The organism is Pseudomonas sp. RIT-To-2, from assembly GCF_029623465.1.
Taxonomy (GTDB): Bacteria; Pseudomonadota; Gammaproteobacteria; order Pseudomonadales; family Pseudomonadaceae; genus Aquipseudomonas; species Aquipseudomonas silvicola.
Window position 1 is genome coordinate 70,718 of record NZ_JAPYKM010000005.1, and the last position, 24,458, is coordinate 95,175.

Consider the following 24,458-nt stretch of genomic DNA (forward strand, 5'->3'; position numbering starts at 1 on the left):
CGGATGAAGATCATCATCCTGGGTGCCGGCCAGGTCGGCGGCACCCTGGCCGAACATCTGGCCGGCGAGGCCAACGACATCACCGTGGTAGACACCGATGGCGAGCGCCTGCGCAGCCTGGGTGACCGCCTGGACATCCGCACCGTGCAGGGCCACGCCTCGTTCCCCACGGTGCTGCTCAAGGCCGGCGCCGAAGATGCCGACATGCTGGTGGCAGTGACCAACAGCGACGAGACCAACATGGTCGCCTGCCAGGTGGCGCACACCCTGTACCACACGCCCACCAAGATCGCCCGGGTGCGCTCGGCCGCCTACCTGACCCGCGACGCGCTGTTCGCCAATGAAGCCATTCCGGTGGATGTGCTGATCAGCCCCGAGCAGGTGGTGACCCATTACATCAAGCGCCTGATCGAAATACCCGGCGCCTTGCAAGTGATCGACTTCGCCGGCGGCAAAGCGCAATTGGTGGCAGTGAAAGCCTTCTACGGCGGCCCCCTGGTGGGCCAGCAACTGCGCCAGATTCGCGAGCACATGCCTAACGTCGAGACCCGCGTGGCGGCTATCTTCCGCCGTGACCGCGCTATTCTCCCGCGCGGTGACACCGTGGTGGAGGCCGATGACGAGGTGTTCTTCATCGCCGCCAAGCAGGACATTCGCGCGGTAATGGGCGAACTGCGGGGCGTGGACGAGCGCAACAAGCGCGTGGTGATCGCCGGGGGTGGGCAGATTGGCGAGCGCCTGGCCGAGGCCATCGAAAGCCGCTATCAGGTGAAGATCATCGAGATGAGCCCGGCGCGCTGCCGGCACCTGTCCGACACCCTCAACAGCACGGTGATCCTGCAAGGTAGCGCCTCGGACCGCGACCTGATGGTGGAAGAGAACATCGCCCAGGCCGACATCTTCCTGGCCCTGACCAACGATGACGAGGCCAATATCATGTCGTCGCTGCTGGCCAAGCGCCTGGGCGCACGCAAGGTGATGACCATCATCAACAACCCGGCCTACGTGGACCTGGTTCAGGGCGGTGAGATCGATATCGCCATCAGCCCACAGTTGGCCACCATCGGCACGCTGCTGGCCCACGTGCGTCGTGGTGACATCGTCAGTGTGCACTCCCTGCGCCGGGGCGCCGCCGAAGCGATCGAAGCCGTGGCCCACGGCGACGCTCGCTCCAGCAAGGTAGTGGGCAGGGCTGTGGAAAACATTGCCTTGCCCTCCGGTACTACCATTGGCGCCATCATCCGCGACGAGGAAGTGATCATCGCCCGGGGTACAACCGTCATCGAGGCGGGGGACCACGTGATCCTGTTTGTTGTGGATAAAAAGTACATTCGTGACGTGGAGAAGCTGTTCCACGTAGGCCTGACGTTTTTCTAGAAGGAATGCCGCGTGCTCGATTCATTGGAAAAGATGCTGGCCAAGGGTGTGGATAACGCACTGCTGCGCTTTGGGCTGGGCAAGGGTTACCTGGATCTGGGCGAGCCTGCCAAGGCGGCGCAGCACCTGGCCCGTTGCGTGGAACAAGACCCCAAGTATTCGGCGGCGTGGAAGCTGTTGGGAAAAGCGTTGCAGGGGCAGGGTGATGCGGCGGGCGCCAGGGCGGCGTGGCAGCAGGGGATAACGGCGGCGCAGGCCCATGGCGACAAACAGGCCGAGAAGGAAATGACCGTGTTCCTGAAAAAGCTGGATCGCACCGCTTAACACCCTCCCCCTGTGGGACCGGGCGAAGCTCGGGAAAGGACCACCGCGGTCTGTTTGTTAGACCGCGGTGCTTTCTTCCCGAGCTTCGCCCGGTCCCACAGGGGGGGCCCTTAGTACCAGCGATCCTCGCCAGCTGGGCGCTTCTTGAAGCGCTTCATGCTCCACATGTATTGGCTGGGGTAAGCCCGTACATATTTGGCGATGACTTCGCTCATCGCCGCCACCGAGGTCTCGGTATCGGTGCTGTACATGGCCTCGGGCGCCGCTTCCAGAATCACCTTGAACCCCGAACCGTCCGGCAGCCGCAGGGCATGCAGGAACACGCCCACCGCCTTGCCACCGGCCAGCATGTTGGGCACGAACTTGCTGGTCAGTGCCTGGGTACCGAGGAACGGCACGAACAGACCTGCCGACTCGGCCGGCTCCGGATCGGCCGGAATACCTACCTGGCCGCCCTTGCGCACTTCCTTGATGACACTGAGGATGCCTTCCTTGGTGGACGCCGCCACGCGGTTGCCCAGTTGCACGCGCTGCTTCTGCAACAGCTCATCCACCGCCTTGAGCTTGGGCGGGCGGTAGAAAATGATCGGTTTGCACTGCATGCAATAGAAGTGGTTCAGCACCTCCCAGTTACCCAGGTGGCTGGTGATACCCACCACGCCCTTGCCCGATGCCAGCGCCTGTTCCAGCACTTCCAGGCCCTGCACTTCACGCACCAGCTTGAGTGATTTCTCGGCGGGCCAGATCCACGCGCAGGCGCTTTCGGTCAGGCTCTTGCCGATGTCCATCATGCTCTGGCCCACCAGGCGCTCGTGCGCCACCGGGTCCAGCTCGGGAAAACATTTGGCCAGGTTGACGCGCACTACCTCGCGCGAGCGGTTCGGCAGTTTCCAGGTCAACCAGCCGATGGCCGCGCCCACTGCTTCAACCGCACGCCATGGCAGCAAGGCAAACAACCGCAGGGCCCCGACCATCAGGGCGCCTTTGAACTTATCCACAGACCACTCCTTTTTCAGCAAGCCGCCATTGTAACCGTCAGCGGGCCAAAGCGGCGTAGCGATCACAATCCCGGGTATGGTCCATGACCATGCCCGAGGCCTGCATGAAGGCGTAACAGATGGTAGGGCCAACGAACGTGAAGCCGGCCTTCTTCAGCGCCTTGCTCATGGCTTCGGCCTCTGGCGTCTGGGTGGGGATATGGCTGCGGTCGGGAAAATGGTTGATTTTCGGCGTACCGCCGACGAACGACCAGAGGAAGGCGGCCGGGTCTTCAAGCTTGAGCCATGCCTGGGCGTTCTGCCGCGCGGCCTTGATCTTCAGGCGGTTACGGATAATGCCCGGGTCGAGCATGCGCTCTTCCACTTCCTCATCGGTCATGCGCGCCAACCGCTCTGGGTCAAAGCCGAGCATCACCTTGCGGTAGTGTTCACGCTTCTTCAGCACGGTGATCCACGACAACCCGGCCTGGCAGCCTTCCAGCAACAGCAATTCGAAAAGACGAGCGGGGTCACGTAGCTCAACCCCCCATTCCTCGTCGTGATAAGCCTGGTAGATCGGCTCGTCCGTGCACCAAAAGCAGCGTGGCATAAGGCTCCAAGGGTAGAGGTCAGGGCGAATCGGGGTATACTCCCGCTCTTTATATTCGCAGCCCTAGAAACAGGTGAATTTCGTGAGCCAGCCTACGCCAGCCGTGCGTACCTTCCAAGACTTGATCCTCGCGCTCCAGCAATACTGGGCCGAGCAAGGTTGTGTGGTGCTTCAGCCCTACGATATGGAAGTAGGCGCCGGCACTTTCCATACCGCCACGTTCCTGCGCGCCGTCGGCCCGGAAACCTGGAACGCCGCCTACGTGCAGCCAAGCCGCCGCCCTGGTGACGGCCGCTACGGAGAGAACCCCAACCGCCTGCAGCACTACTACCAGTTCCAGGTGGTGCTGAAGCCTAACCCGGAAAACTTCCAGGAGCTGTACCTGGGCTCGCTTAAGCATATCGGCCTGGACCCGCTGGTCCACGATATCCGCTTCGTCGAAGACAACTGGGAATCGCCGACCCTGGGCGCCTGGGGCCTGGGCTGGGAAATCTGGCTGAACGGCATGGAAGTCACCCAATTCACCTACTTCCAGCAAGTGGGCGGCATCGAGTGCTACCCGGTCACCGGTGAAATCACCTATGGCCTGGAGCGCCTGGCCATGTACCTGCAGGGCGTGGACTCGGTCTACGACCTGGTCTGGACCGACGGCCCGTTCGGCAAGGTCACCTATGGCGATGTGTTCCACCAGAACGAAGTGGAACAGTCGACCTACAACTTCGAGCACGCCAACGTCGAGAAGCTGTTCGAACTGTTCGACTTCTACGAAAGCGAAGCCAACCGCCTGATCGAGCTGGAGCTGCCGCTGCCGACCTATGAAATGGTCCTCAAGGCATCGCACACCTTCAACCTGCTCGACGCGCGCCGCGCCATCTCGGTAACCGCCCGCCAGCAATACATTCTGCGCGTGCGTACCTTGGCCCGTGCCGTGGCCCAGAGCTACCTGCAAGCTCGCGCCAAGCTGGGCTTCCCCATGGCGTCCCCTGATCTGCGTGATGAAGTGTTGGCTAAGCTGGAGGCTGCACAATGAGTGCTCAAGATTTCCTGGTTGAACTGGGCACCGAAGAGCTGCCACCCAAGGCCCTGAACAGCCTGGGCGAAGCCTTCCTGAGCGGTATCGAGAAGGGCCTGCAAGCCGCCGGCCTGAACTACACCGCCAAGCGCTACTACGCGGCCCCGCGCCGCCTGGCCGTGCTGATCAGCGGCCTGGACACCCAGCAGCCCGATCGCAGCATCAACCTCGATGGCCCGCCACGCCAGGCGGCCTTCGACGCTGAAGGCAACCCTACCCAGGCAGCCCTGGGCTTTGCCAAGAAGTGCGGCGTGGACCTGGCCGAAATCGACCAGAGCGGCCCGAAGCTGCGCTTCAGCCAGCGCATCATCGGCAAGCCGACCGCCAGCCTGCTGCCGACCATCGTCGAAGACTCGCTCAACGACCTGCCGATTCCCAAGCGCATGCGCTGGGGTGCGCGCAAGGAAGAATTCGTCCGCCCGACCCAGTGGCTGGTGATGCTGCTGGGTGACCAGGTGGTGGATTGCACCATCCTGGCCCAGAAGGCCGGCCGCGATTCGCGTGGCCACCGCTTCCACCACCCTGAAGACGTGCGCATCACTTCGCCGGCCAACTACGCCGAAGACCTGCGCAAGGCTTACGTGCTGGCCGACGGCAACGAGCGTCGCGACATCATCAGCAAGCGCACCGCCGAGCTGGCCATGCAGCAGGAAGGCACCGCCATCGTGCCGCCGGCCTTGCTGGAAGAGGTTGCCGCGCTGGTGGAGTGGCCAGTGCCGCTGGTGTGCTCTTTCGAAGAGCGCTTCCTGGAAGTGCCGCAGGAAGCCCTGATCACCACCATGCAGGACAACCAGAAGTACTTCTGCCTGCTGGATGTGGACGGCAAGCTGTTGCCGCGCTTCATCACCGTGGCCAACGTCGAGAGCAAGGACCCGAGCCAGATCGTGCTGGGCAACGAGAAAGTCGTGCGTCCGCGCCTGACCGACGCCGAGTTCTTCTTCAAGCAGGACAAGAAGCAGCCGCTGGAAAGCTTCAACGAGCGCCTCAAGAACGTGGTATTCCAGGCTCAGCTGGGCAGCGTCTACGACAAGGCCGTGCGTGTTTCCAGGCTGGCGGCCTACATCGCCCCGCTGATCGGCGGCGACGCCCAGCGTGCCGCCCGTGCCGGCCTGCTGTCCAAATGCGACCTGGCCACCGAGATGGTCGGCGAGTTCCCGGAGATGCAAGGTGTCGCCGGTTACTACTACGCGCTCAACGACGGTGAGCCGGACGATGTCGCCCTGGCGCTGAACGAACAGTACATGCCTCGCGGCGCCGGCGCCGAGCTGCCAACCACCCTGACCGGTGCGGCCGTGGCGATCGCCGACAAGCTGGACACCCTGGTGGGTATCTTCGGCATCGGCATGCTGCCCACCGGTAGCAAGGACCCCTACGCACTGCGTCGCGCGGCACTGGGTATCCTGCGCATCCTGATCGACAAGCAGCTGGACCTGGACCTGACCACGGCCGTGGCGTTCGCCGTGTCCGCATTCGGAGCCAACGTCAAGGCCGCCGGTCTCGCCGAGCAAGTGCTGGAGTTCATCTTCGACCGCCTGCGCGCGCGCTACGAAGACGAAGGCACCGACGTCGCCACCTACCTGTCGGTACGTGCCCTGAAGCCGGGTTCGGCACTGGATTTCGACCAGCGCGTGCAGGCTGTTCAGGCTTTCCGCAAGCTCCCGGAAGCCGCCGCCCTGGCCGCGGTGAACAAGCGTGTATCGAACCTGCTGAGCAAGGCTGAAGGCTCGGTTGCCACTACCGTGGAACCCAAGTACTTCGACAACGCCAACGAGTTCTCGCTGTACTCGGCCATCCAGCAGGCCGACCAGGCTGTGCACCCGATGGCGGCCAACCGTCAGTACCGCGAATCGCTCGCCCGCCTGGCCGCCCTGCGCGAACCGGTGGATGCGTTTTTCGAGGCCGTGATGGTCAACGCCGAAGACCCCAAGGTCCGTGCCAACCGCTACGCCTTGCTGTCGCGCCTGCGTGGGTTGTTCCTGGGCGTCGCCGACATCTCGTTGCTGGGGTAAGCCTTGAAGCTGGTGATACTGGACCGCGACGGGGTCATCAATGAAGACTCCGACGCTTACATCAAGTCGGTGCAGGAATGGATTCCGATCCCCGGGTCCATCGATGCCATCGCGCAGTTGAGCAAGGCCGGCTGGACGGTTGCCGTGGCAACCAACCAGTCGGGCATCGCTCGCGGTTACTATGACCTGGCTACCCTGGACGCCATGCATGCGCGCTTGCGCACGCTGGTGGCCGAGCAGGGTGGCGAAGTCGGGCTGATCGTCTATTGTCCCCATGGCCCGGATGCTGGCTGCGACTGTCGCAAGCCACGTCCCGGCATGCTCAAGGCCATCGCGGCTCACTACCAGGCCGACTTGGCCGGGTTGTGGTTCGTTGGCGATAGTATGGGTGACCTGGAGGCTGCGCTGGCCGTCGACTCTCAGCCAGTTCTGGTGAAAACCGGGAAAGGCCCGAAGACTCTGGCGAAGGCTTTGCCCGAGGGGACGTTGATTTTCGATGATCTGGCTGCTGTAGCCAGAGCACTTATCCACACCTAGGGCGCCTCTGAATCCTTGAGCCATGCCGTGCCGTCACTGGTGGCCGGCGCGGTTGGGTCGATTCAGGCGCGCGCTTTCAACAGGCGGGTTCGCCCGCAATGGTACAAGCCGCTATGTCGACACTGCAGGCGATCAGAATTTTCGTCTTCTACTTGTTGCTGGGCACCAGCTCACTGCTGTGGTGCACCCTGAGCTTCTTCGTTGCTCCTTTCCTGTCTTTCCCGGCCCGTTACCGTTTCATCAACGTGTACTGGTGCCGTTTTGCGATTCTGCTGACCCGCAGCATTCTCAACATCCAGGTAAAGGTGACTGGCGCCGAAAACGTGCCGGAACGCCGTTGCGTGATCGTTTCCAACCACCAGAGCACATGGGAAACCTTTTTCCTCTCTGCCTATTTCCAGCCCTTGAGCCAGGTGCTCAAGCGCGAACTGCTGTACGTGCCATTCTTCGGCTGGGCGATGGCCATGCTGCGGCCTATCGCCATTGACCGTGAAAACCCCAAGGCAGCCCTGAAGGTCGTGGCCAGCAAAGGCGACGAGCTGCTCAAGGACAACGTCTGGGTGCTGATTTTCCCGGAAGGCACCCGCGTGCCGTTTGGCAAGATCGGCAAGTTCTCGCGCAGCGGCGCGGCCCTGGCGGTCAACGCCGAGCTACCCGTGCTGCCCGTCGCCCACAACGCTGGCAAGTTCTGGCCGAAGGAAGGCTGGGGCAAACGTGCGGGTACCATCGAGGTGGTGATTGGCGAACCGATGTACGCCAATGGCACCGGGCCGCGAGCCATCGCCGAACTGAACGACCGGGTGGCGGCGTGGAACGAGCAGACCCAGCGTGCGCTGGGTTCGTTGCCGGAAAAACCTGAAGTTGAAGAGACGCCGGTAGTTGGCTGATCTGTGGATAACTTGTGTACAGTATTTCTGGAATTTTCCAAAAACGCTCGTAACTAGTTAATTTAGAAGCTTATTTCTACACGCTATGGCTTCATGGTAAACGTGCATAAGTTTTTCGACGTATAAAAAAACCGGCTCTGATTGCCGGTTTTTTTATACGCGCAAAGAAACCCTGGCTACGCAGAAACGACCTGCAGGACCGGGCGCCAGGTCGGGAAGGGGACGCTGCGGTGTGTCAGGCACGACGCGTGGGCCCTATACGTGATCAAGGTCGACGCCGCGGGTTTCCTTGAGGCACAGCAGGCCAACCACCAAACTCACCCCAGTCACGAGCACCGGGTACCACAGGCCATAGAAAATATCGCCGGTGTACACCACTAGGGCGAACGATACCGTCGGCAGAAACCCACCAAACCAGCCATTACCGATGTGGTAAGGCAGTGACAGCGAGGTATAGCGAATCCGCGTAGGGAACAACTCTACCATCACCGCGGCCAGCGGCCCGTAGGTCATGGTGGCGATCAGGATCATCGCCACGATCAACAGCACGACCATGGGTTGGTTCACCAGGCTCGGGTCGGCTTTCGCCGGGTAGCCTGCCGTGGTGATAGCCGCGCGCAAGGCCCCCTCGTCGTAACCCGCTATACGCTTGTCGCCAATCGTCACCACTACAGCGTTGGCGGGGTCGGCGCCAGCGGAGGTATAGGGCACACCCGCTTTCACCAGGAAGGTCTTGACCTTGTCGCAGGGGCTGTCGAACCGTGCCTTGCCCACCGGGTCGAACTGGAAGGTGCAACCGGCCGGGTCAGCCAACACGGTGATCGGCGCCTGACGGCTGGCCTGGTCGATCTGCGGGTTGGCGTAATGGCTCAGGCCCTTGAACAGCGGGAAGTAGAACAGGGTGGCGAGCAGTAACCCAACCATGAGAATTGGCTTGCGGCCGATACGGTCCGATAGCCAGCCACAGATAACAAAGAAAGGCGCCCCGATAATCACGCTGACGATCAGCAGGCTGTTGGCCTGCGCAGGGTCCATCTTGAGCATCTGGGTCATGAAGAACAGTACGTAGAACTGGGCGCAGTAGAACGTCACGGCCTGGCCAGCGTTGATGCTGAACAAGGCGATCAACACGATCTTCAGGTTCTGCCACGATCCGAAAGACTCCTTGATCGGCGACTTGCTGGTCTTGCCCTCAGCCTTCATGCGGGCGAAGGTAGGCGACTCATGCAGGCTCATGCGAATCCAGGTCGAGACGATCAACAGCACAATCGACAGCAGGAACGGCAGGCGCCAGCCCCAGGTCTCGAAGGCGTCGCCGGTGAGGTAACGACATACCAGCACCACCAGCAATGACAACAGCAGCCCCAGGGTGGCCGTGGACTGAATCCAGCCAGTGTGCAGGCCGCGTTTGTCAGCCGGTGCGTGTTCGGCCACGTAAGTGGCGGCGCCACCGTATTCACCGCCCAGCGCCAGCCCCTGGAGCATACGCAGGCACACCAGCGTAACGGGGGCCGCGATGCCAATGGTGCCGTAAGTCGGCAGCAGGCCCACCGCGAACGTGGACAGGCCCATCAGCACAATGGTCATGAGGAAGGTGTACTTGCGGCCGATCATGTCACCCAGACGGCCGAACACCAAGGCACCGAAGGGCCGCACCAGGAAGCCAGCGGCAAAAGCCATCAGGGCGAAGATGAACGCGGTGGTTTCATTGACCCCGGCAAAAAATTGCTTGCTGATCACCGCCGCCAGGGCGCCATAGAGGAAAAAGTCGTACCACTCGAAAACCGTCCCCAGGGATGAGGCAAAAATGATTTTCCGGTCTTCGCTCGCGGTGGTCGGCGTAATGCCGGCACCCTGTTGCTGGATGTAGTCCGCCATGTGTCTATGTCCTTCAGGCCCTAGGGGCACAGTGATTATTGTTGTTGTCCACTGCCGATGGCCGCTGACTGCCGCGACCATCGCCGTTCACGGCCCGTCAAGTGACGGGCAGCGCCTGTTGCCGATTCTTTTCCTCCAGCCGGGGGGTGCCTTGCAGGATCATCTGCGCAGCCTTTTCAGCGATCATCAACGTCGGCGTGCAGGTATTGCCCGACACGATCTCGGGCATGATCGAGGCATCCACTACGCGCAAGCCTTCGATGCCATGCACACGCAGGGTGGCGTCGACCACGTCCTGGGGGCCACTGCCCATCCGACAGGTACCCACTGGGTGAAATATAGTCGTACCGATGGCACTTGCCGCTTCGTGCAACTGCGCTTCACTCACCAGCGCGGCACCGGGCAGGTATTCCTCGGGGCTGAACACACGCAGGGCAGGGGCCTCGACAATTCGTCGGGTCAGCCGAATGGCCTGGGCGGCTACCCGCAAGTCTTCCGGGTCGCTGAGGTAATTGGGGTCGATGATCGGGGCGTCGTCAGGGTTGGATGAGCGGATATCCACACGCCCACGACTTTTGGGGCGCAGGTTGCAGACAGACGCGGTGAACGCCGGGAAGCCATGCAGGGGTTCACCGAAACGCTCCAACGACAAGGGCTGCACGTGGTATTCGAGGTTGGCACTGGGCTGCTGCGGATCAGACTTGATGAACGCCCCCAACTGGCTCGGCGCCATGGCCAGAGGCCCGCTGCGGTCGTACAGGTAGCGCAGGCCCATGCCCATTTTTCCCCATAAGCTGTTGGCGACCTGGTTGAGGGTACGGGTATTGTTGACCTTGTAGATAAGCCGCAACTGCAAATGGTCCTGCAAGTTACCGCCCACACCCGGCAATTCATGCAGAACCGTTATCCCCAGGCGCTCCAACAGCGGTCGAGGGCCAATGCCCGACCGCTGCAGAATACCGGGCGAGCCAATGGCGCCGGCGCACAGCACAATTTCCTGGCGGGCTGTGAATAACTCATCGCGACCTTCATGACGGGCGTGAACAGCCGTGGCTCTGGCGTTATCCACAACCAGGCGGTCCACTTGCACGCCGCTCAACACAGTAAGATTCGGACGCTTCAGAACTGGGCGCAGAAACGCCTTGGCCGAATTCCAGCGGATACCGGAGCGCTGATTGACCTGAAAGTATCCACAGCCCTGGTTATCCCCAGTATTGAAGTCATCCACGCTCTCGACACCACATTGGGACGCGGCACTGCGAAACGCATCCAGGATCGGCCAACGGTAGCGCTGCAGCTCGACACGCCACTCGCCTTTGCCGCCATGGGCTGCAGAATCGCCGGCATAGTGGTTCTCACTCTGGCGGAACAGCGGCAACACGTCTTTCCAGCCCCAGCCTGAATTGCCTTGAGCCGCCCAGCCGTCGTAATCGGCCGCCTGCCCGCGCATGTAGATCATGCCATTGATGGAAGAACAGCCACCCAGCACCTTGCCCCGCGGGTAACTCAGTGCGCGACCTTTGAGGCCTGGTTGCGCTTCAGTCTTGAAACACCAGTCGGTGCGAGGGTTACCAATGCAGAACAGGTAGCCCACAGGAATGTGAATCCAGGGGTAGTTGTCCTGGCCACCGGCTTCAACCAGCAGGACCGAGACATCGGGGTTGGCAGAAAGTCGATTGGCCAGCAGGCAACCTGCGGGGCCGGCACCGACTATCACGTAGTCGAATGTGCGTGGAGCTGATGGCATGGGGAACCTCGCGCCGTTTTTTCTTCTTGTCTTACCTCATGGTATTGATTAGCTTCGAGATGAAAACACCCGTTTTCGCCCACCGGCTGTGCGTTTTTGAACAATAGGCGTTTGACCTGTTCACAAGGACACCCGATGTTCGACTGGAATGACCTGCGCTTTTTCCTCGAACTGCATCGCAGCGGGCGCCTGCTCACCGCCGCGAAGCGGCTCAACACCACCCACAGCACGGTGGCGCGTCATATCGAGTCCATCGAGCACAGTCTGGGCAACGCGCTGTTCGTGCAGCACGCACAGGGTTACGAACTGACCCCGGCAGGCCAGGCGCTGCTCAAGCACGCCGAGGCCATGGAGAACGTGGCGCTGTTGGCGCAAGAGGAAATGACCCAACCCATGATGCCGCTGGGCAAGATTCGCCTCGGGGTCACCGAAGGAATCGGCATCATGTTCCTGACCTCACGGTTGGGCGGCTTGTTCGCTCGCTACCCGGGGCTGGAAGTGGAGTTGGTAGCGGTGCCGCGCTTCGTCAGTATCCTCAACCGCGAGGCCGAGATCAGTATTCACCTGGACCGGCCTGCTGCCGACCTGTTGATAACCCGCAAGCTTACCGACTACCGCCTGGCGCTTTATGCAAGCCCCGCGTACCTGAAACGCTCACCGGCGCTAAACGGCCGCGATGACCTGGCCGCTCATGCGTGGATCGGTTATGTGGACGACCTGTTGTTCAGCCAGGAACTGCTGTTCCTGAACAGCTTTTGCAGAGCCCCCAACGTGGTGTTTCGCAGCACCAGCGTGATCGCCCAGCAGCAAGCGGCCAAGGCCGGGCTGGGGATCGCCGTGCTCCCCAATTACATGGCCGCCGACGACCCCGAGCTGGTCAGGCTACTCCCCGGGGAAACCATCCAGCGCAGCTACTGGATGAGCACACGCCGCGAACTGCACAAGTCAGTCCGGTTGCGGGTGGTATGGGACTATCTGTTGCAGTTGTGCACGGATGAGCAGGCACGACTGCTTCGGCCATGATGCTCACTGGAATACGCGGAAGACGCCCAACGAAAATGACAGCAGGCCCAGCGCCAGCAGAACGATGCCAGGGGCGGCATCGAGCAGGCGGCGAACCCGGCGGTACCGGTCCAGGCGGCGTGATAACAGGCTGTAGGCAATGAGGATGGAAATGTCGATGGCCGCCCAGATCAGGATCAGCACCATGGCCTGCACAGTAAATGGCTCGTGGGGCGAGATGAAGCCGGGCAGGAAGGCCAGGAAGAACAAAATGTCCTTGGGGTTTGATAGTCCAACCCCCATGGTTTTCCAGAAACCGTAACGACCACTCCCCGACTGCGCCGACTCGGACGAAGCGTTCACCAGTGCATTCCCCCCCAGCCATGCCAAATAGACCCCCCCCAGGATCTGGCCCCAGTTGAGCACTGCGGCGTTGATGTGCAACGTGGTGTAGATAGCCACCAGAGCGCAGACCAGCAACACCTGAGCCGAGACCACGCCGCCAGCGATGGTCCACGCCGGCCAGGCTCGGCGCGCGTCGGCAACTACCATGGCGACGATAGGCCCTGGCGAAGCGATCAATAACAATACGGCCAGGGCAAAGGAGAGATAGGTTGTGCTCATAGTTCAGCTACCAGGTCATAGACACGCTGGTTCTTGCCCAGCATTTCGGTGTAGTAGTGCTGCCCGGTGATGGCGAAGGTACGCTGAATCCAGCGGTCGCTGCCGTCGAGCAGGGCGGTGAAGGGGCTGCGCGCGTGGGCCGTCTTGCGGTTGTCGATGACCAGCAGGTCGCCAGTGGATAACTTCACTGGTTGTTTGACCGCCCACGCAATGTTGTTGAGATGGTTCAGCATGGCCTGGGCTTGGGGCGCGGGCGCGACCATGAACTGAGGGTCGAAACGGAAATAGGGCGAATCGGGGTCGCCGTACAGTACTGACTGATGCTTGTTGATATCCAACCGGCAATTCTTGGAGGTGGCGCTATAGTCCGAGAGGAAGTTGTACTTTTGGTTAAAGAAGTAAGCCACGTCATCGTTGGACAAGTGTTCGAGCATCGCGTCGATGGACGTCACGTAGGTAATTGCCTCACCCAGGGGGTCTTGGCGCAGGCACAGAAGCAGCAAGTAATCGGGTAATACCGCGTGAAAGGCGTTCTCGGTGTGCAGGTCCAGTTCGGTGTCGTAGCTGTCCGAGCTTGCTGCCTTGGACTGGGCCTGGTGGGGAAAGAAATTGTTGATGATGGCGCCATTGGACTCCTGTGGATATCCAATGGCCTGGCCCAGCAACGCGGTTGCTTGCAGGAGACACTTTTCGCTGGCATCGTCTGGTTTGGCAAGCGCTTCGCGGCTGGTAGGGGTAGCAGGGATGTGGCCGATTGGCAGGCCTTGCAAGTGCAGGAAACCGGACCTGTTGCCGAAGATTCTGAAGTGCAGGATTTGCGCGATCTGTTCCTGACTCAATCCCCCACTGTTTATGCTTGCGGCCAGCAGCTCATCAATGTTGGTGTTTGGCATGTCTTCGTTCTCTTGATCCATTGGCAGTCCAGGTCACCTCCTTTCTCCTGAAGTGGGTGGGGCATACCTTGGAGCAGATCAGAGTATGGGTACGGGCATAACGTTGAAAAACGGATAAAGTGTTCGGGTTGCATGAGCAAAAATCATGGTTAAGGAAAGTGTCATGACCTCGCGGCTTCCTCCGCTGTATGCCCTACGAGCCTTTGAAGTTGCGGCGCGCTATGGATCGTTCACTGTGGCTGCGCAAAACCTGTGCATTACTCAAAGTGCAGTAAGCCGTCACGTGAAGACGCTGGAAGACCATTTGGGCGCCCCGCTGTTCGAACGCAAGGGCCCCAAGCTGGCCCTGACCGACACCGGCCGGCTACTGGCCCATGAGCTCGAACGCAGCTTCAACGCCATAGAAAACGCCTGCGCCACCGCCCGCCGGCCCAAGGGTACCTTGCGCGTAAAAGCACCATCCACGGTAACCATGCGATGGCTGATGCAAGCACTGGAAAGCTTCCAGGCTGCCAATGCCACTGACCGGGTGCAGCTGACGAGCGCCTGGATGGACCTGGACACCGTAGACTTTCGCAATGAACCCTTCGACTGCGCGGTGTTGCTGAGCAACGGCGACTTCCCCAAGGATTGGAATTTCATCAAGCTGTTCGATGAGTGGCTGGTACCTGTTTGCGCCCCGTCGGTCTACGGCAAGGGACCTTGGAGCATCGAACACCTGGCGCTAGCCGAACTCATCCACCCATCACGGGACTGTCGCGACTGGCGGCGGTGGCTGGAACGGCAAGGGGAGGGTGATGCGGTGGACTGGAACGAAGGCAAACGCTTCGACACGCTGGAGCTGGGCATGACCGCCGCCGCGGGAGGCCATGGTGTCTCCATTGGCGACCTGGCGCTGGTGGGTACGCAGTTGAAGGATGGATCACTCGTGCTGCCGATTCGCACGGCGGTGCGCACGGGGGACAGCTATTACCTGATCTGGTCGCAGCGCAACCCTGAGCATTACCTGTTGGAGCGGGTACGGGATTTCCTGCTGGCCAACGTACCCGGCATTCCTGCAACAGACATCCTCATGCTGGACTGAGTCGGCCCTGTCGTCCTGACGGGGAGGGTGCGATGTCAGCGAGCACCCAATAAAAAGCCCCGGCCATGGCCGGGGCTTTTTATTGTTCACCTGAATCAGAAGTCCAGGTTCGATACCGCCAACGCGTTGTTCTCGATGAACTCGCGGCGCGGCTCTACCGCATCACCCATCAAGGTGTTGAAGATCTGATCAGCTGCGATCGCGTCTTCGATGGTTACCTTGAGCATGCGGCGCACGGTTGGGTCCATGGTGGTTTCCCACAGTTGGTCCGGGTTCATCTCACCCAGACCTTTGTAGCGCTGGATGGTGTGGCGCTTGGTGCTCTCGGTCATCAGCCACTCGAGCGCTTCCTTGAACTCGACCACCGGCTTCTTGCGTTCGCCACGCTGAACGTAGGCACCTTCATCCAGCAGGGTCGCCAACTGCGCGCCCAAGGCGGTGACGGTGCGGTAATCGTTGCTGCCGAAGAAGTCGCGGTTGAAGGTGATGTAGCTCGCAAGCCCGTGGGAGGTGATTTCCACTTCCGGCAGCCACACGTTGCGTTCACGGTCTTCACGCAGGCTGGCTTTGTAGACCAGGCCAGACTTCTCGGTGTTGCGCAGGCGCGCGTCGAACTTGGCCAGCCAGGCTTGCATGCCAGCGTGGTCCGACAGCTGCTCCAGCGACACTGCCGGCAGGTACACGAAGTGCTCGGTGAGCTCTTGCGGGTACAGGCGCGACAGGCGCTTGAGGGTCTTCATCACCATGCGGAAGTCATTGACCAGGCGCTCCAGCGCTTCGCCGGAAATGCCTGGGGCCGAGTCGTTCAGGTGAAGGCTGGCATCTTCGAGGGCCGACTGGGTCATGTATTCTTCCATGGCCTCGTCGTCCTTGATGTACTGCTCCTGCTTGCCCTTCTTCACTTTGTACAGAGGTGGCTGAGCGATGTAGATGTAACCGCGCTCGATCAGCTCCGGCAATTGACGGAAGAAGAAGGTCAGCAACAAGGTACGAATGTGCGAACCGTCAACGTCAGCATCGGTCATGATGATGATGTTGTGATAACGCAGCTTGTCGATGTTGTACTCTTCGCGCCCGATACCGCAGCCCAGCGCAGTGATCAGCGTGCCCACTTCCTGGGACGAGATCATCTTGTCGAAGCGCGCTTTCTCGACGTTGAGGATCTTGCCCTTGAGCGGCAGGATCGCCTGGGTACGACGGTTGCGGCCTTGCTTGGCCGAACCACCTGCGGAGTCACCCTCCACCAGGTACAGTTCGGAGAGGGCAGGGTCCTTCTCCTGGCAGTCCGCCAGTTTGCCTGGCAGGCCCGCGATGTCCAGCGCGCCTTTGCGGCGGGTCATCTCACGGGCCTTGCGTGCGGCTTCACGGGCACGGGCAGCGTCGATCATCTTGCCGACCACCGCCTTGGCTTCGTTCGGGTTTTCCAGCAGGAAGTCCGAGAAGTATTTGCCCATTTCCTGTTCGACCGCAGTCTTCACTTCGGACGAAACCAGCTTGTCCTTGGTCTGCGAGCTGAACTTGGGGTCAGGCACTTTTACCGAGATGATCGCGGTGAGGCCTTCACGGGCGTCATCGCCAGTGGTGGCTACCTTGTTCTTCTTGGCCAGACCTTCCTGTTCAATGTAGTTGTTCAGGTTGCGAGTCAGGGCCGAGCGGAAACCCACCAGGTGAGTACCACCGTCACGCTGCGGAATGTTGTTGGTGAAGCACAACAGGTTCTCGTTGAAGCTGTCGTTCCACTGCAGGGCGATCTCGACGCCCACGCCATCATCGCGCTGAACGTTGAAATGGAACACCTGGTTGACCGGCGTCTTGTTAGTGTTCAGGTACTCGACGAACGCACGCAGGCCGCCTTCGTATTTGAAGCTCTCGTCCTTGCCCGAACGCTCATCCTTCAGGTAGATGCCCACACCCGAGTTCAGGAACGACAGCTCGCGAATACGCTTGGCCAGGATGTCCCAACTGAAGTGGATGTTCTTGAAGGTTTCGGCCGAGGGCTTGAAGTGAATCTGGGTACCGGTGGTTTCGCTCTCGCCAACGATCTTCATCGGAGCCTGCGGCACGCCGTGCACGTAAGTCTGTTCCCAGATTTTGCCGCTACGGCGAACAGTCAGGATCAGCGTCTCGGAAAGGGCGTTCACTACGGATACACCTACACCGTGCAGGCCGCCGGATACCTTGTACGAGTTATCGTCGAACTTACCGCCAGCGTGCAGCACGGTCATGATGACCTCTGCCGCGGAAACGCCTTCTTCTTTGTGCACATCAACCGGGATACCGCGACCGTTGTCGCGTACGGTGATGGATTCGTCAGGGTGGATAATGACGGTGATGTCGTCGCAGTGGCCGGCCAAGGCTTCGTCGATCGAGTTGTCGACGACCTCGAACACCATGTGGTGCAGACCGCTACCATCATCGGTGTCGCCAATGTACATACCGGGACGTTTGCGTACGGCATCCAGCCCTTTCAGCACTTTAATGCTGGAGGAATCGTACGTTTGATTTTCGCTCATGCCTTCACTCCCGATGGTCGTGGGTCTGGGTGATACGCCCTTGTTCCACGTGGAACAAAGCGACTGGCGTTTCCGTCTGCCAGCCTTCGCTCAATAATTCGTGGTCTACACAGGTGATGAACACCTGGCAGCGTAATTCTTCTAGCAAGCGACAAAGTGCGCGGCGGTGTTGCTCGTCGAGTTCTGACGGCAAATCGTCCACAAGATAAATACATTGACCGCGCCGTGCTTGGCTGACGAGGTGGCCCTGGGCAATACGCAGGGCGCACACCACCAACTTTTGCTGGCCGCGGGAAAGAATATCCGCAGCGTTGTGGGCACCCAGTCGCAACCGCAGATCAGCGCGTTGCGGTCCAGCCTGGGTGTGGCCCATTTGTTGGTCACGAAGCAGGGAAGTGCCAAGTACCTCTGAGAGGTCTCGCTCCTTGTCCCAGCCGCGATAGTAACTGAGGGTCAAACCTTCCAGCGCGACGAGCTCACTGAGGGTCTGCTCAAACACCGGTTTCAATGCCTTGATATAGGCCCGACGGTATTCATCAATTTCAGCACTGGCCAGGCATAACTCCCGGTCCCATGCAGCTTGCGAAGCAGCGTCCAGTGTACCATGCCGAAGCCACGAGTTTCGCTGCTTCAGGGCCTTCTGCAGTCTTTGCCAGGTACCCATGAAGCGCGGTTCCACGTGGAACACGCCCCAGTCCAGAAACTGCCGACGAATCTTGGGCGCGCCTTCCAGCAGGCGGAAGCTGTCCGGGTTGATCAGTTGCAGCGGCAGGATTTCTGCCAGTTGAGCCGCGCTGCGCGCATTCTGGCCATCAATGCGGATAGTGAAATCGCCCTGGCGCTCACGTGAAACACCCAACGCGGCATGGCCACCTTCATTCAGCTCAACCTGGCCGAACACGGTGCAGGCACCTTGCTCATACTGGATGACCGGCAACAGGCGGGTGCTGCGAAATGACCGCGCCAGCCCGAGCAAGTGGATAGCTTCCAGCACGCTGGTCTTTCCGCTGCCGTTGGCGCCGTAAAGGATGTTGATTCGCGGGGAGGGGGAGAAGGTCACCGGGTGCAAGTTACGCACCGCGGTGACAGAGACACGACTGAGGGACATCTAGAGTCTGCTGGGCAAGTTACAGGCGCATCGGCATGACGACATAAGCGGAGTCGTCGTTGTCGGATTCCTGCACCAGGGCGCTGCTGTTGGAATCAGACAGGATCAGGCGAACCTGCTCAGTCGTCATCACACCCAGCACGTCCAGCAGGTAGCTGACGTTGAAGCCGATTTCCAGCGAACCACCGTTGTAGTCCACGCCCACTTCTTCTTCCGCCTCCTCCTGCTCAGGGTTGTTGGCCTGGATCTTCAGCTGGCCAGCAGCCAGTTGCAAACGGATGCCACGGTACTTCTCGTTGGAGAGAATCGCGGTACGGCTGAATGCTTCACGCAGGGCCTGACGGTCACCCAGCACAACCTTGTCGCCACCTTTGGGCAGAACACGCTCGTAGTCCGGGAACTTGCCGTCCACCAGCTTGGAAGTGAAAGTGAATTCACCCGTGGTCGCGCGAATGTGATGCTGGCCCAGGACGATGCTCACGGTACCGTCAGGCTCGGTCAGCAGCCGCGCCAGCTCAAGGATACCCTTGCGCGGAACGATCACCTGGTGACGGTCGCTGTGTTCGATGGCGGCCTTCATGGAGCACATGGCCAGGCGGTGTCCGTCGGTGGCGACGGCGCGCATCAGGCCATTGGATACTTCCAGCAGCATGCCGTTGAGGTAGTAACGCACATCCTGCTGGGCCATGGCGAAGCTGGTGCGCTCGATCAGGCGGCGCAGCCGGCTTTGTTCCAGGCTGCAGGTCAGCGAGCCAGGGCCTTCTTCCACGGTCGGGAAGTCATTGGCAGGCAGCGTCGACAGGGTGAAGCGGCTGCGGCCGGCCTTGACCACCAACTTCTGCTCGTCGACCTTGATGTCGATGAGCGCATCGTTGGGCAGGCTCTTGCAGATATCCATCAGCTTGCGCGCAGGCACGGTGATCTCGCCCTGTTCGGCGGGCTCTTCCAACTGCACGCGGCCAACCAGCTCCACTTCCAGGTCGGTACCGGTAAGCGACAGTTGCTGGCCTTCGACAACCAGCAATACGTTGGACAATACCGGCAAGGTCTGGCGGCGCTCGACGACGCCGGCGACCAGTTGCAGGGGTTTCAACAGGGCTTCGCGTTGAATGGTGAAATGCATGGTCTAGTCCCTTGCCTTAATAAGAAGCTGCGCTGACATTTATCACGTGGTCAGCGTCCGCAGCAGGTTCTTGTAGTCCTCGCGGATATCCGCGTCGGATTCCTTGAGTTCGTTGATCTTGCGGCAGGCGTGCAACACGGTGGTGTGGTCGCGGCCGCCGAACACATCGCCGATTTCCGGCAGGCTGTGGTTGGTCAGTTCCTTGGACAGGGCCATGGCTACCTGGCGTGGGCGCGCGACAGAACGCGAGCGACGCTTGGACAGCAGATCGGAAATCTTGATCTTGTAGTACTCGGCCACCGTACGCTGGATGTTATCCACACTGACCAGTTTATCCTGCAGCGCCAGCAAGTCTTTCAAGGATTCGCGAATCAGCTCGATGGTGATGTCGCGGCCCATGAAGTGCGAGTGGGCGATCACACGCTTGAGCGCGCCTTCCAGTTCGCGGACGTTGGAGCGGATTCGCTGGGCGATGAAGAACGCTGCATCGTGCGGCAGGTCCACCTTCGCCTGGTCGGCCTTCTTCATCAGAATGGCAACGCGGGTTTCCAGTTCCGGCGGCTCGACGGCAACCGTCAGCCCCCAGCCAAAGCGCGACTTGAGGCGCTCTTCCAGGCCTTCGATTTCCTTGGGGTAGCGGTCACTGGTGAGAATCACCTGCTGGCCGCCTTCAAGCAAGGCGTTGAAGGTGTGGAAAAACTCTTCCTGAGAGCGCTCCTTGCGGGCAAAGAACTGAATGTCATCGATGAGCAGCGCGTCCACGGACCGGTAGAAACGCTTGAACTCGTTGATGGCGTTCAGTTGCAGGGCCTTGACCATGTCGGCGACGAAACGCTCGGAGTGCAGGTACACAACCTTCGCATTGGGGTTCTTCTTGAGCAGGTGGTTACCCACAGCGTGCATCAAGTGAGTTTTACCCAGGCCCACGCCGCCATAAAGGAACAACGGGTTGTAGCCATGCTTGGGGTTGTCTGCTACCTGCCAGGCGGCCGCGCGTGCCAGCTGGTTAGATTTACCTTCGACGAAGTTTTCGAAGGTAAACGTCCGGTTCAGGTAGCTGGTGTGCTTGAGCGCACCTTCCACCTGCACGTTGCGCTGTTCGGCACGCGCCGGCGCCTGCTGGGACGCGGCACCGGCCATGGGGTCGAAGCTGTCACGCGAAGGCTCTTCGCTGACCTCGGCGGCCACGGCAGGCGCGGCGGCCTGGGCAGCCGGTTCCTTCGCTGGCGCGGCAGTGGGCGCGGCGGCCTGCTGCTGGGCTGCCTGGGACGCGGCCACGGCAGCTGCCAGCGGGGCGTTTGGCGCGGCACGCGGTGCCGAACTGCGGCGGCTGCCTATCAATAAGGAAAGAGCAGGCGCGATTCCGCTGCCGTGCTCACCCAGGAGTTCAAGCAGACGCCCCAGGTACTTTTCATTGACCCAGTCCAGTACGAAGCGATTGGGCGCATATACACGCAACTCGTCGCCTTCGGCTTCGACCTGTAGCGGACGGATCCAGGTGTTGAATTGCTGGGCAGGCAGTTCATCGCGCAGAAGCTCCACGCACTGCTGCCAAAGTTCCACTGACACGGATATCCCCTGAGTTGAAAGCCGGAGAGGCAAAAACAGCGACCATTGTACCGGCGACGCGCCTACTTATCCACATGTAGGTGCTGTGCAGATAAAGGCAAATCAGCACGTTATGCCTCTGAAAGGGATAAAAGGCCCTGTGAATAAACTCTGTGGATAACCGCCTCTGAGGGTTCTGCACAACTGGGGGTTGAAATCTGTGCATAACTCGCCTGTGCATAACTCGCCTTTTCATGCACAGCTTTTCCGAGGTCGCCACACAGCCGCAGCACCGTTTCTCGACAGGGTTACGGATCTCTGAAAACCCCGTAAAATAAGGCCTATAACCGGTTATCCACAGAAGGGTGCCGCCCTAAGATCTATAAATTCTTCAGAAAAGCTTTAAATAAGTCCCTTCTCTATTTCTATATTTTCCGCGAGGTTGGCCTGTCAGACCGACGGTCATGCCCATGGAAAGGAAAAGCTGGTTGGAAATTGACCTGAGGCCTTGCTTTCAATAGAATCGCCGGTCTCTTAAAACGGGGTCCATTCCGGCCCGTTGTGGACGAACCAGGTAACACGCCATGAAACGTACTTTCCAACCCAGCACCATCAAACGCGCCCGCACCCACGGCTTCCGTGCTCGCATGGCCACCAAGAACGGCCGTGCCGTACTGTCGCGTCGCCGTGCCAAAGGCCGTGCGCGTCTGGCAGTTTGATCACTCGGCACTGGGGGTGAGTCAGGACTACAGTCGGGAAAAGCGTCTTCTGACAGCCCGACACTTCAAAGCGGTCTTTGACTCCCCGACCGGCAAGGTTCCAGGGAAAAACCTGCTGCTCCTTGCGCGCGAAAACGAGCTCGATCGCCCTCGTCTGGGGTTAGTGATCGGCAAAAAGAGCGTCAAGCTCTCCGTTCAGCGCAACCGACTCAAACGCTTGATGCGCGACTCGTTCCGTCTGCACCAGGACATCCTGGTCGGCTGGGATATCGTCATTGTCGCGCGTAAAGGTTTGGGTGACGTAGAAAACCCGGAATTGCATCAGCATTTTGGCAAACTCTGGAAGCGACTTGCTCGTAGTCGCGCCGCTCCAGTGGTGAAGACCGAAACTGTAGGGGTAGACAGTCAAGATGCGTAAACTGGCCATCGTTCCGATCCAGTTTTACCGCTATGCCATCAGCCCGCTGATGGGCAACCACTGTCGTTTTTACCCCAGCTGTTCCTGCTACGCGTTGGAAGCCATCGAACTCCATGGACTTCTTCGCGGCGGCTGGCTGACCCTCCGACGCCTGGGTCGATGCCACCCATGGCACGCCGGTGGTTTAGACCCGGTTCCGCCTGCCCCATCTCCCCGTAATTCTTCGATAGCCGAGTAATCATGGATATTAAACGCACGATCCTGATCGCCGCACTGGCAGTCGTGTCCTACTCCATGGTCCTGAAATGGAACCAGGACTATGGCCAGGCTGCCTTGCCGACTCAGAATGTTGCTACCAGCACTGGCGCATCGGACTTGCCCGAAGCCCCGTTGGGTAACAATGCTCAAGCAAGTGCCGACGTACCCAGCGCACCCTCTGCCAATGCTCCCGCGCCTACCCTGGCCCCGGACGCCGGCAGCAAGAACCTGATCCGAATCAAGACCGATGTCCTGGATCTGGCTATCGATCCGAACGGGGGCGACGTTGCCCAACTGACTCTGCCGGAATACCCGCGCCGCCAGGACCATCCTGACGTGCCGTTCCAGCTGTTCGACAACGGCGGCGAACGTACCTACCTGGCACAAAGCGGCCTGGTCGGCACCGACGGCCCGGACTCGCGCTCCACGGGCCGCCCGCTGTACAGCAGCGAACAGAAAAGCTACCAGCTGGCTGAAGGCCAGAACCAACTGGTGGTGGACCTGAAGTTTTCGTCCAATGGCGTCAACTACATCAAGCGTTTCACCCTGGACCGCGGGGAGTACGACCTGAAGGTCAGCTACCTGATCGACAACCAGGGCACCACGCCGTGGTCGGGCAACCTGTTCGCGCAACTCAAGCGTGACAACAGCGCCGACCCGTCGTCGAGCACCGCCACCGGTACCGCGACTTACCTGGGCGCCGCCCTGGGTACTCCGGCCGAGCCCTACAAGAAGATATCGATGAAAGATATCGACAAGGGCAACCTGAAAGAAACCGTTCAGGGTGGTTGGGTAGCCTGGCTGCAGCACTATTTCGTCACGGCGTGGATTCCGAGCAGTTCGGACAACAACGCCATGTCGACCCGCAAGGACAGTGCTGGCAACTACATCATCGGTTTCACTGGCCCGACGCTGACCGCCGCACCTGGCGCCAAGGTCGAGACCAGCGCTGTGCTGTACGCAGGCCCGAAGATCCAGGACAAGCTCAAGACCCTGGCCCCTGGCCTGGAACTGACTGTCGACTACGGCATTCTGTGGTTCATCGCCCAGCCGATCTTCTGGCTGCTGAAACATATCCACCTGCTGCTGGGTAACTGGGGCTTCTCGATCATCGTCCTGACCCTGATGATCAAGCTGCTGTTCTTCCCTCTCTCGGCCGCCAGCTACAGGTCGATGGCGCGCATGCGTGCCGTGGCTCCTCGCCTGGCCCAGCTGAAGGAACAGTTTGGCGATGACCGTCAGAAACTGTCCCAGGCCATGATGGAGCTGTACAAGAAAGAGAAGATCAACCCGTTGGGTGGCTGCCTGCCGATCGTGGTGCAGATGCCGGTCTTCCTGTCTCTGTACTGGGTACTGCTGGAAAGCGTCGAGATGCGCCAGGCGCCTTGGCTGCTGTGGATCACCGACCTGTCGATCAAGGACCCGTTCTTCATCCTGCCGATCATCATGGGCGCGACCATGTTCATCCAGCAGCGTCTGAACCCGACGCCGCCGGATCCGATGCAGGCCAAAGTGATGAAGCTGATGCCGATCGTCTTCACCTTCTTCTTCCTGTGGTTCCCTGCAGGTCTGGTGATGTACTGGGTGACCAACAACACCCTGTCGATTCTGCAACAGTGGTACATCACCCGTGGTATCGAGGCGAAAAGCAAGAAAGCTGCCGCCTGACAGGTTGATCATCTAACCTGTGGATAAACGCCCCATTCGTGGGGCGTTTTGCTATCTGTCGATTTTATGTGAGGCCTGCACC

General features: G+C 60.3%; 22 protein-coding genes. 12 read left to right on the forward strand and 10 right to left on the reverse strand.

The features are described 5' to 3' along the window. Positions 1 to 3: 3 nt before the first annotated feature. Positions 4 to 1,377 carry a Trk system potassium transporter TrkA gene (gene trkA / locus QBK88_RS06305; protein WP_268146722.1) on the forward strand — a complete coding sequence of 458 codons (1,374 nt, stop codon included), beginning with the start codon at positions 4 to 6 and terminating at the stop codon, positions 1,375 to 1,377. 33 nt (positions 1,378 to 1,410) lie between these two features. Beyond that, entirely contained in the window at positions 1,411 to 1,701 is a 291-nt protein-coding gene (locus tag QBK88_RS06310) for a tetratricopeptide repeat protein (protein WP_268151260.1), read from the forward strand. Positions 1,702 to 1,811: 110 nt separating this feature from the next. Here QBK88_RS06310 and QBK88_RS06315 read toward each other — a convergent pair whose 3' ends face one another. Next, a complete protein-coding gene (locus QBK88_RS06315) occupies positions 1,812 to 2,699 on the reverse strand; it encodes a lysophospholipid acyltransferase (RefSeq protein WP_277961380.1) in 888 nt (295 codons plus the stop codon). Between the two features lie 37 nt (positions 2,700 to 2,736). Further along, the gene (locus QBK88_RS06320) at positions 2,737 to 3,288 is read right to left on the reverse strand and encodes a DNA-3-methyladenine glycosylase I (protein WP_277961381.1); all 552 of its coding nucleotides are present in this window, start codon (positions 3,286 to 3,288) and stop codon (positions 2,737 to 2,739) included. An 82-nt stretch (positions 3,289 to 3,370) separates the two neighbouring features. Here QBK88_RS06320 and glyQ point away from each other — a divergent pair, with 82 nt between their 5' ends. From glyQ to QBK88_RS06340, 4 genes are all read left to right on the forward strand, one after another. After that, positions 3,371 to 4,318, forward strand: a complete 948-nt coding sequence (gene glyQ / locus QBK88_RS06325) for a glycine--tRNA ligase subunit alpha (protein WP_008367129.1) — start codon at positions 3,371 to 3,373, stop codon at positions 4,316 to 4,318. After that, positions 4,315 to 6,369 (forward strand): glycine--tRNA ligase subunit beta, encoded by a 2,055-nt coding sequence (gene glyS, locus QBK88_RS06330; protein WP_277961382.1) that lies wholly within the window; start codon positions 4,315 to 4,317, stop codon positions 6,367 to 6,369. The genes glyQ and glyS overlap by 4 nt, the downstream gene beginning before the upstream one ends. A 3-nt stretch (positions 6,370 to 6,372) precedes the next feature. After that, entirely contained in the window at positions 6,373 to 6,906 is a 534-nt protein-coding gene (gmhB, locus tag QBK88_RS06335; RefSeq protein ID WP_268146734.1) for a D-glycero-beta-D-manno-heptose 1,7-bisphosphate 7-phosphatase, read from the forward strand. 98 nt (positions 6,907 to 7,004) lie between these two features. After that, the gene (locus QBK88_RS06340) at positions 7,005 to 7,793 is read left to right on the forward strand and encodes a lysophospholipid acyltransferase family protein (RefSeq protein WP_277961383.1); all 789 of its coding nucleotides are present in this window, start codon (positions 7,005 to 7,007) and stop codon (positions 7,791 to 7,793) included. A gap of 255 nt (positions 7,794 to 8,048) precedes the next feature. Here the strand turns inward: QBK88_RS06340 and QBK88_RS06345 are convergent, their stop codons facing one another. Together QBK88_RS06345 and QBK88_RS06350 are read right to left on the reverse strand one after the other, a co-directional pair. Further along, on the reverse strand, positions 8,049 to 9,671 hold the full coding sequence (locus QBK88_RS06345) for an MFS transporter (protein ID WP_277961384.1): 1,623 nt from the start codon (positions 9,669 to 9,671) through the stop codon (positions 8,049 to 8,051). Positions 9,672 to 9,768: 97 nt separating this feature from the next. Beyond that, entirely contained in the window at positions 9,769 to 11,418 is a 1,650-nt protein-coding gene (locus QBK88_RS06350) for a GMC family oxidoreductase (protein WP_277961385.1), read from the reverse strand. Positions 11,419 to 11,553: 135 nt separating this feature from the next. Between QBK88_RS06350 and QBK88_RS06355 the strand changes: the two genes are divergently transcribed. Next, a complete protein-coding gene (locus tag QBK88_RS06355) occupies positions 11,554 to 12,441 on the forward strand; it encodes a LysR family transcriptional regulator (RefSeq protein WP_277961386.1) in 888 nt (295 codons plus the stop codon). A 3-nt stretch (positions 12,442 to 12,444) separates the two neighbouring features. On the opposite strand, the gene QBK88_RS06360 is transcribed toward QBK88_RS06355, so the two are convergent. Together QBK88_RS06360 and QBK88_RS06365 are read right to left on the reverse strand one after the other, a co-directional pair. After that, positions 12,445 to 13,044 (reverse strand): LysE family transporter, encoded by a 600-nt coding sequence (locus tag QBK88_RS06360; protein ID WP_277961387.1) that lies wholly within the window; start codon positions 13,042 to 13,044, stop codon positions 12,445 to 12,447. Then, the gene (locus tag QBK88_RS06365; RefSeq protein ID WP_277961388.1) at positions 13,041 to 13,937 is read right to left on the reverse strand and encodes a TauD/TfdA family dioxygenase; all 897 of its coding nucleotides are present in this window, start codon (positions 13,935 to 13,937) and stop codon (positions 13,041 to 13,043) included. Before QBK88_RS06365 ends, QBK88_RS06360 begins: the two co-directional genes overlap by 4 nt. Before the next feature lie 163 nt (positions 13,938 to 14,100). Here QBK88_RS06365 and QBK88_RS06370 point away from each other — a divergent pair, with 163 nt between their 5' ends. Next, positions 14,101 to 15,021, forward strand: coding sequence for a LysR substrate-binding domain-containing protein (locus QBK88_RS06370; RefSeq protein WP_277961389.1), 921 nt, complete (start codon positions 14,101 to 14,103; stop codon positions 15,019 to 15,021). A gap of 95 nt (positions 15,022 to 15,116) precedes the next feature. On the opposite strand, the gene gyrB is transcribed toward QBK88_RS06370, so the two are convergent. Genes gyrB through dnaA form a run of 4 tightly spaced genes read right to left on the reverse strand, consistent with a single transcriptional unit; the run spans position 15,117 to position 21,334 of the window. Next, on the reverse strand, positions 15,117 to 17,534 hold the full coding sequence (gene gyrB, locus QBK88_RS06375; RefSeq protein ID WP_277961390.1) for a DNA topoisomerase (ATP-hydrolyzing) subunit B: 2,418 nt from the start codon (positions 17,532 to 17,534) through the stop codon (positions 15,117 to 15,119). A gap of 4 nt (positions 17,535 to 17,538) precedes the next feature. Next, a complete protein-coding gene (recF, locus tag QBK88_RS06380) occupies positions 17,539 to 18,642 on the reverse strand; it encodes a DNA replication/repair protein RecF (protein WP_268146801.1) in 1,104 nt (367 codons plus the stop codon). 19 nt (positions 18,643 to 18,661) lie between these two features. After that, positions 18,662 to 19,765, reverse strand: coding sequence for a DNA polymerase III subunit beta (gene dnaN / locus QBK88_RS06385; RefSeq protein ID WP_277961391.1), 1,104 nt, complete (start codon positions 19,763 to 19,765; stop codon positions 18,662 to 18,664). A gap of 42 nt (positions 19,766 to 19,807) precedes the next feature. Further along, positions 19,808 to 21,334 carry a chromosomal replication initiator protein DnaA gene (gene dnaA / locus QBK88_RS06390; protein ID WP_277961392.1) on the reverse strand — a complete coding sequence of 509 codons (1,527 nt, stop codon included), beginning with the start codon at positions 21,332 to 21,334 and terminating at the stop codon, positions 19,808 to 19,810. 563 nt (positions 21,335 to 21,897) lie between these two features. Here dnaA and rpmH point away from each other — a divergent pair. The 4 genes from rpmH to yidC are packed head-to-tail and all read left to right on the forward strand — an operon-like array spanning position 21,898 to position 24,376. Continuing rightward, positions 21,898 to 22,032, forward strand: coding sequence for a 50S ribosomal protein L34 (gene rpmH / locus QBK88_RS06395; protein ID WP_003213577.1), 135 nt, complete (start codon positions 21,898 to 21,900; stop codon positions 22,030 to 22,032). A gap of 16 nt (positions 22,033 to 22,048) precedes the next feature. After that, positions 22,049 to 22,450, forward strand: a complete 402-nt coding sequence (rnpA, locus tag QBK88_RS06400; RefSeq protein ID WP_268146810.1) for a ribonuclease P protein component — start codon at positions 22,049 to 22,051, stop codon at positions 22,448 to 22,450. Continuing rightward, on the forward strand, positions 22,443 to 22,688 hold the full coding sequence (gene yidD / locus QBK88_RS06405) for a membrane protein insertion efficiency factor YidD (protein ID WP_158152999.1): 246 nt from the start codon (positions 22,443 to 22,445) through the stop codon (positions 22,686 to 22,688). The genes rnpA and yidD overlap by 8 nt, the downstream gene beginning before the upstream one ends. Before the next feature lie 2 nt (positions 22,689 to 22,690). Then, positions 22,691 to 24,376 (forward strand): membrane protein insertase YidC, encoded by a 1,686-nt coding sequence (gene yidC, locus QBK88_RS06410; RefSeq protein ID WP_268146813.1) that lies wholly within the window; start codon positions 22,691 to 22,693, stop codon positions 24,374 to 24,376. Positions 24,377 to 24,458: the final 82 nt, after the last annotated feature.

Bases quoted from the DNA above. Each gene is read 5' to 3' on its own strand.
- QBK88_RS06345 (WP_277961384.1), bottom strand. From the start codon at position 9,671: ATGGCGGACTACATCCAGCAACAGGGTGCCGGCATTACGCCGACCACC.
- QBK88_RS06360 (WP_277961387.1), bottom strand. From the start codon at position 13,044: ATGAGCACAACCTATCTCTCCTTTGCCCTGGCCGTATTGTTATTGATC.
- rpmH (WP_003213577.1), top strand. From the start codon at position 21,898: ATGAAACGTACTTTCCAACCCAGCACCATCAAACGCGCCCGCACCCAC.
- QBK88_RS06365 (WP_277961388.1), bottom strand. From the start codon at position 13,937: ATGCCAAACACCAACATTGATGAGCTGCTGGCCGCAAGCATAAACAGT.
- QBK88_RS06310 (WP_268151260.1), top strand. From the start codon at position 1,411: ATGCTGGCCAAGGGTGTGGATAACGCACTGCTGCGCTTTGGGCTGGGC.
- glyS (WP_277961382.1), top strand. From the start codon at position 4,315: ATGAGTGCTCAAGATTTCCTGGTTGAACTGGGCACCGAAGAGCTGCCA.
- dnaN (WP_277961391.1), bottom strand. From the start codon at position 19,765: ATGCATTTCACCATTCAACGCGAAGCCCTGTTGAAACCCCTGCAACTG.
- yidD (WP_158152999.1), top strand. From the start codon at position 22,443: ATGCGTAAACTGGCCATCGTTCCGATCCAGTTTTACCGCTATGCCATC.
- yidC (WP_268146813.1), top strand. From the start codon at position 22,691: ATGGATATTAAACGCACGATCCTGATCGCCGCACTGGCAGTCGTGTCC.
- QBK88_RS06320 (WP_277961381.1), bottom strand. From the start codon at position 3,288: ATGCCACGCTGCTTTTGGTGCACGGACGAGCCGATCTACCAGGCTTAT.
- QBK88_RS06370 (WP_277961389.1), top strand. From the start codon at position 14,101: ATGACCTCGCGGCTTCCTCCGCTGTATGCCCTACGAGCCTTTGAAGTT.
- recF (WP_268146801.1), bottom strand. From the start codon at position 18,642: ATGTCCCTCAGTCGTGTCTCTGTCACCGCGGTGCGTAACTTGCACCCG.
- QBK88_RS06340 (WP_277961383.1), top strand. From the start codon at position 7,005: ATGGTACAAGCCGCTATGTCGACACTGCAGGCGATCAGAATTTTCGTC.
- gyrB (WP_277961390.1), bottom strand. From the start codon at position 17,534: ATGAGCGAAAATCAAACGTACGATTCCTCCAGCATTAAAGTGCTGAAA.
- QBK88_RS06350 (WP_277961385.1), bottom strand. From the start codon at position 11,418: ATGCCATCAGCTCCACGCACATTCGACTACGTGATAGTCGGTGCCGGC.
- QBK88_RS06355 (WP_277961386.1), top strand. From the start codon at position 11,554: ATGTTCGACTGGAATGACCTGCGCTTTTTCCTCGAACTGCATCGCAGC.
- trkA (WP_268146722.1), top strand. From the start codon at position 4: ATGAAGATCATCATCCTGGGTGCCGGCCAGGTCGGCGGCACCCTGGCC.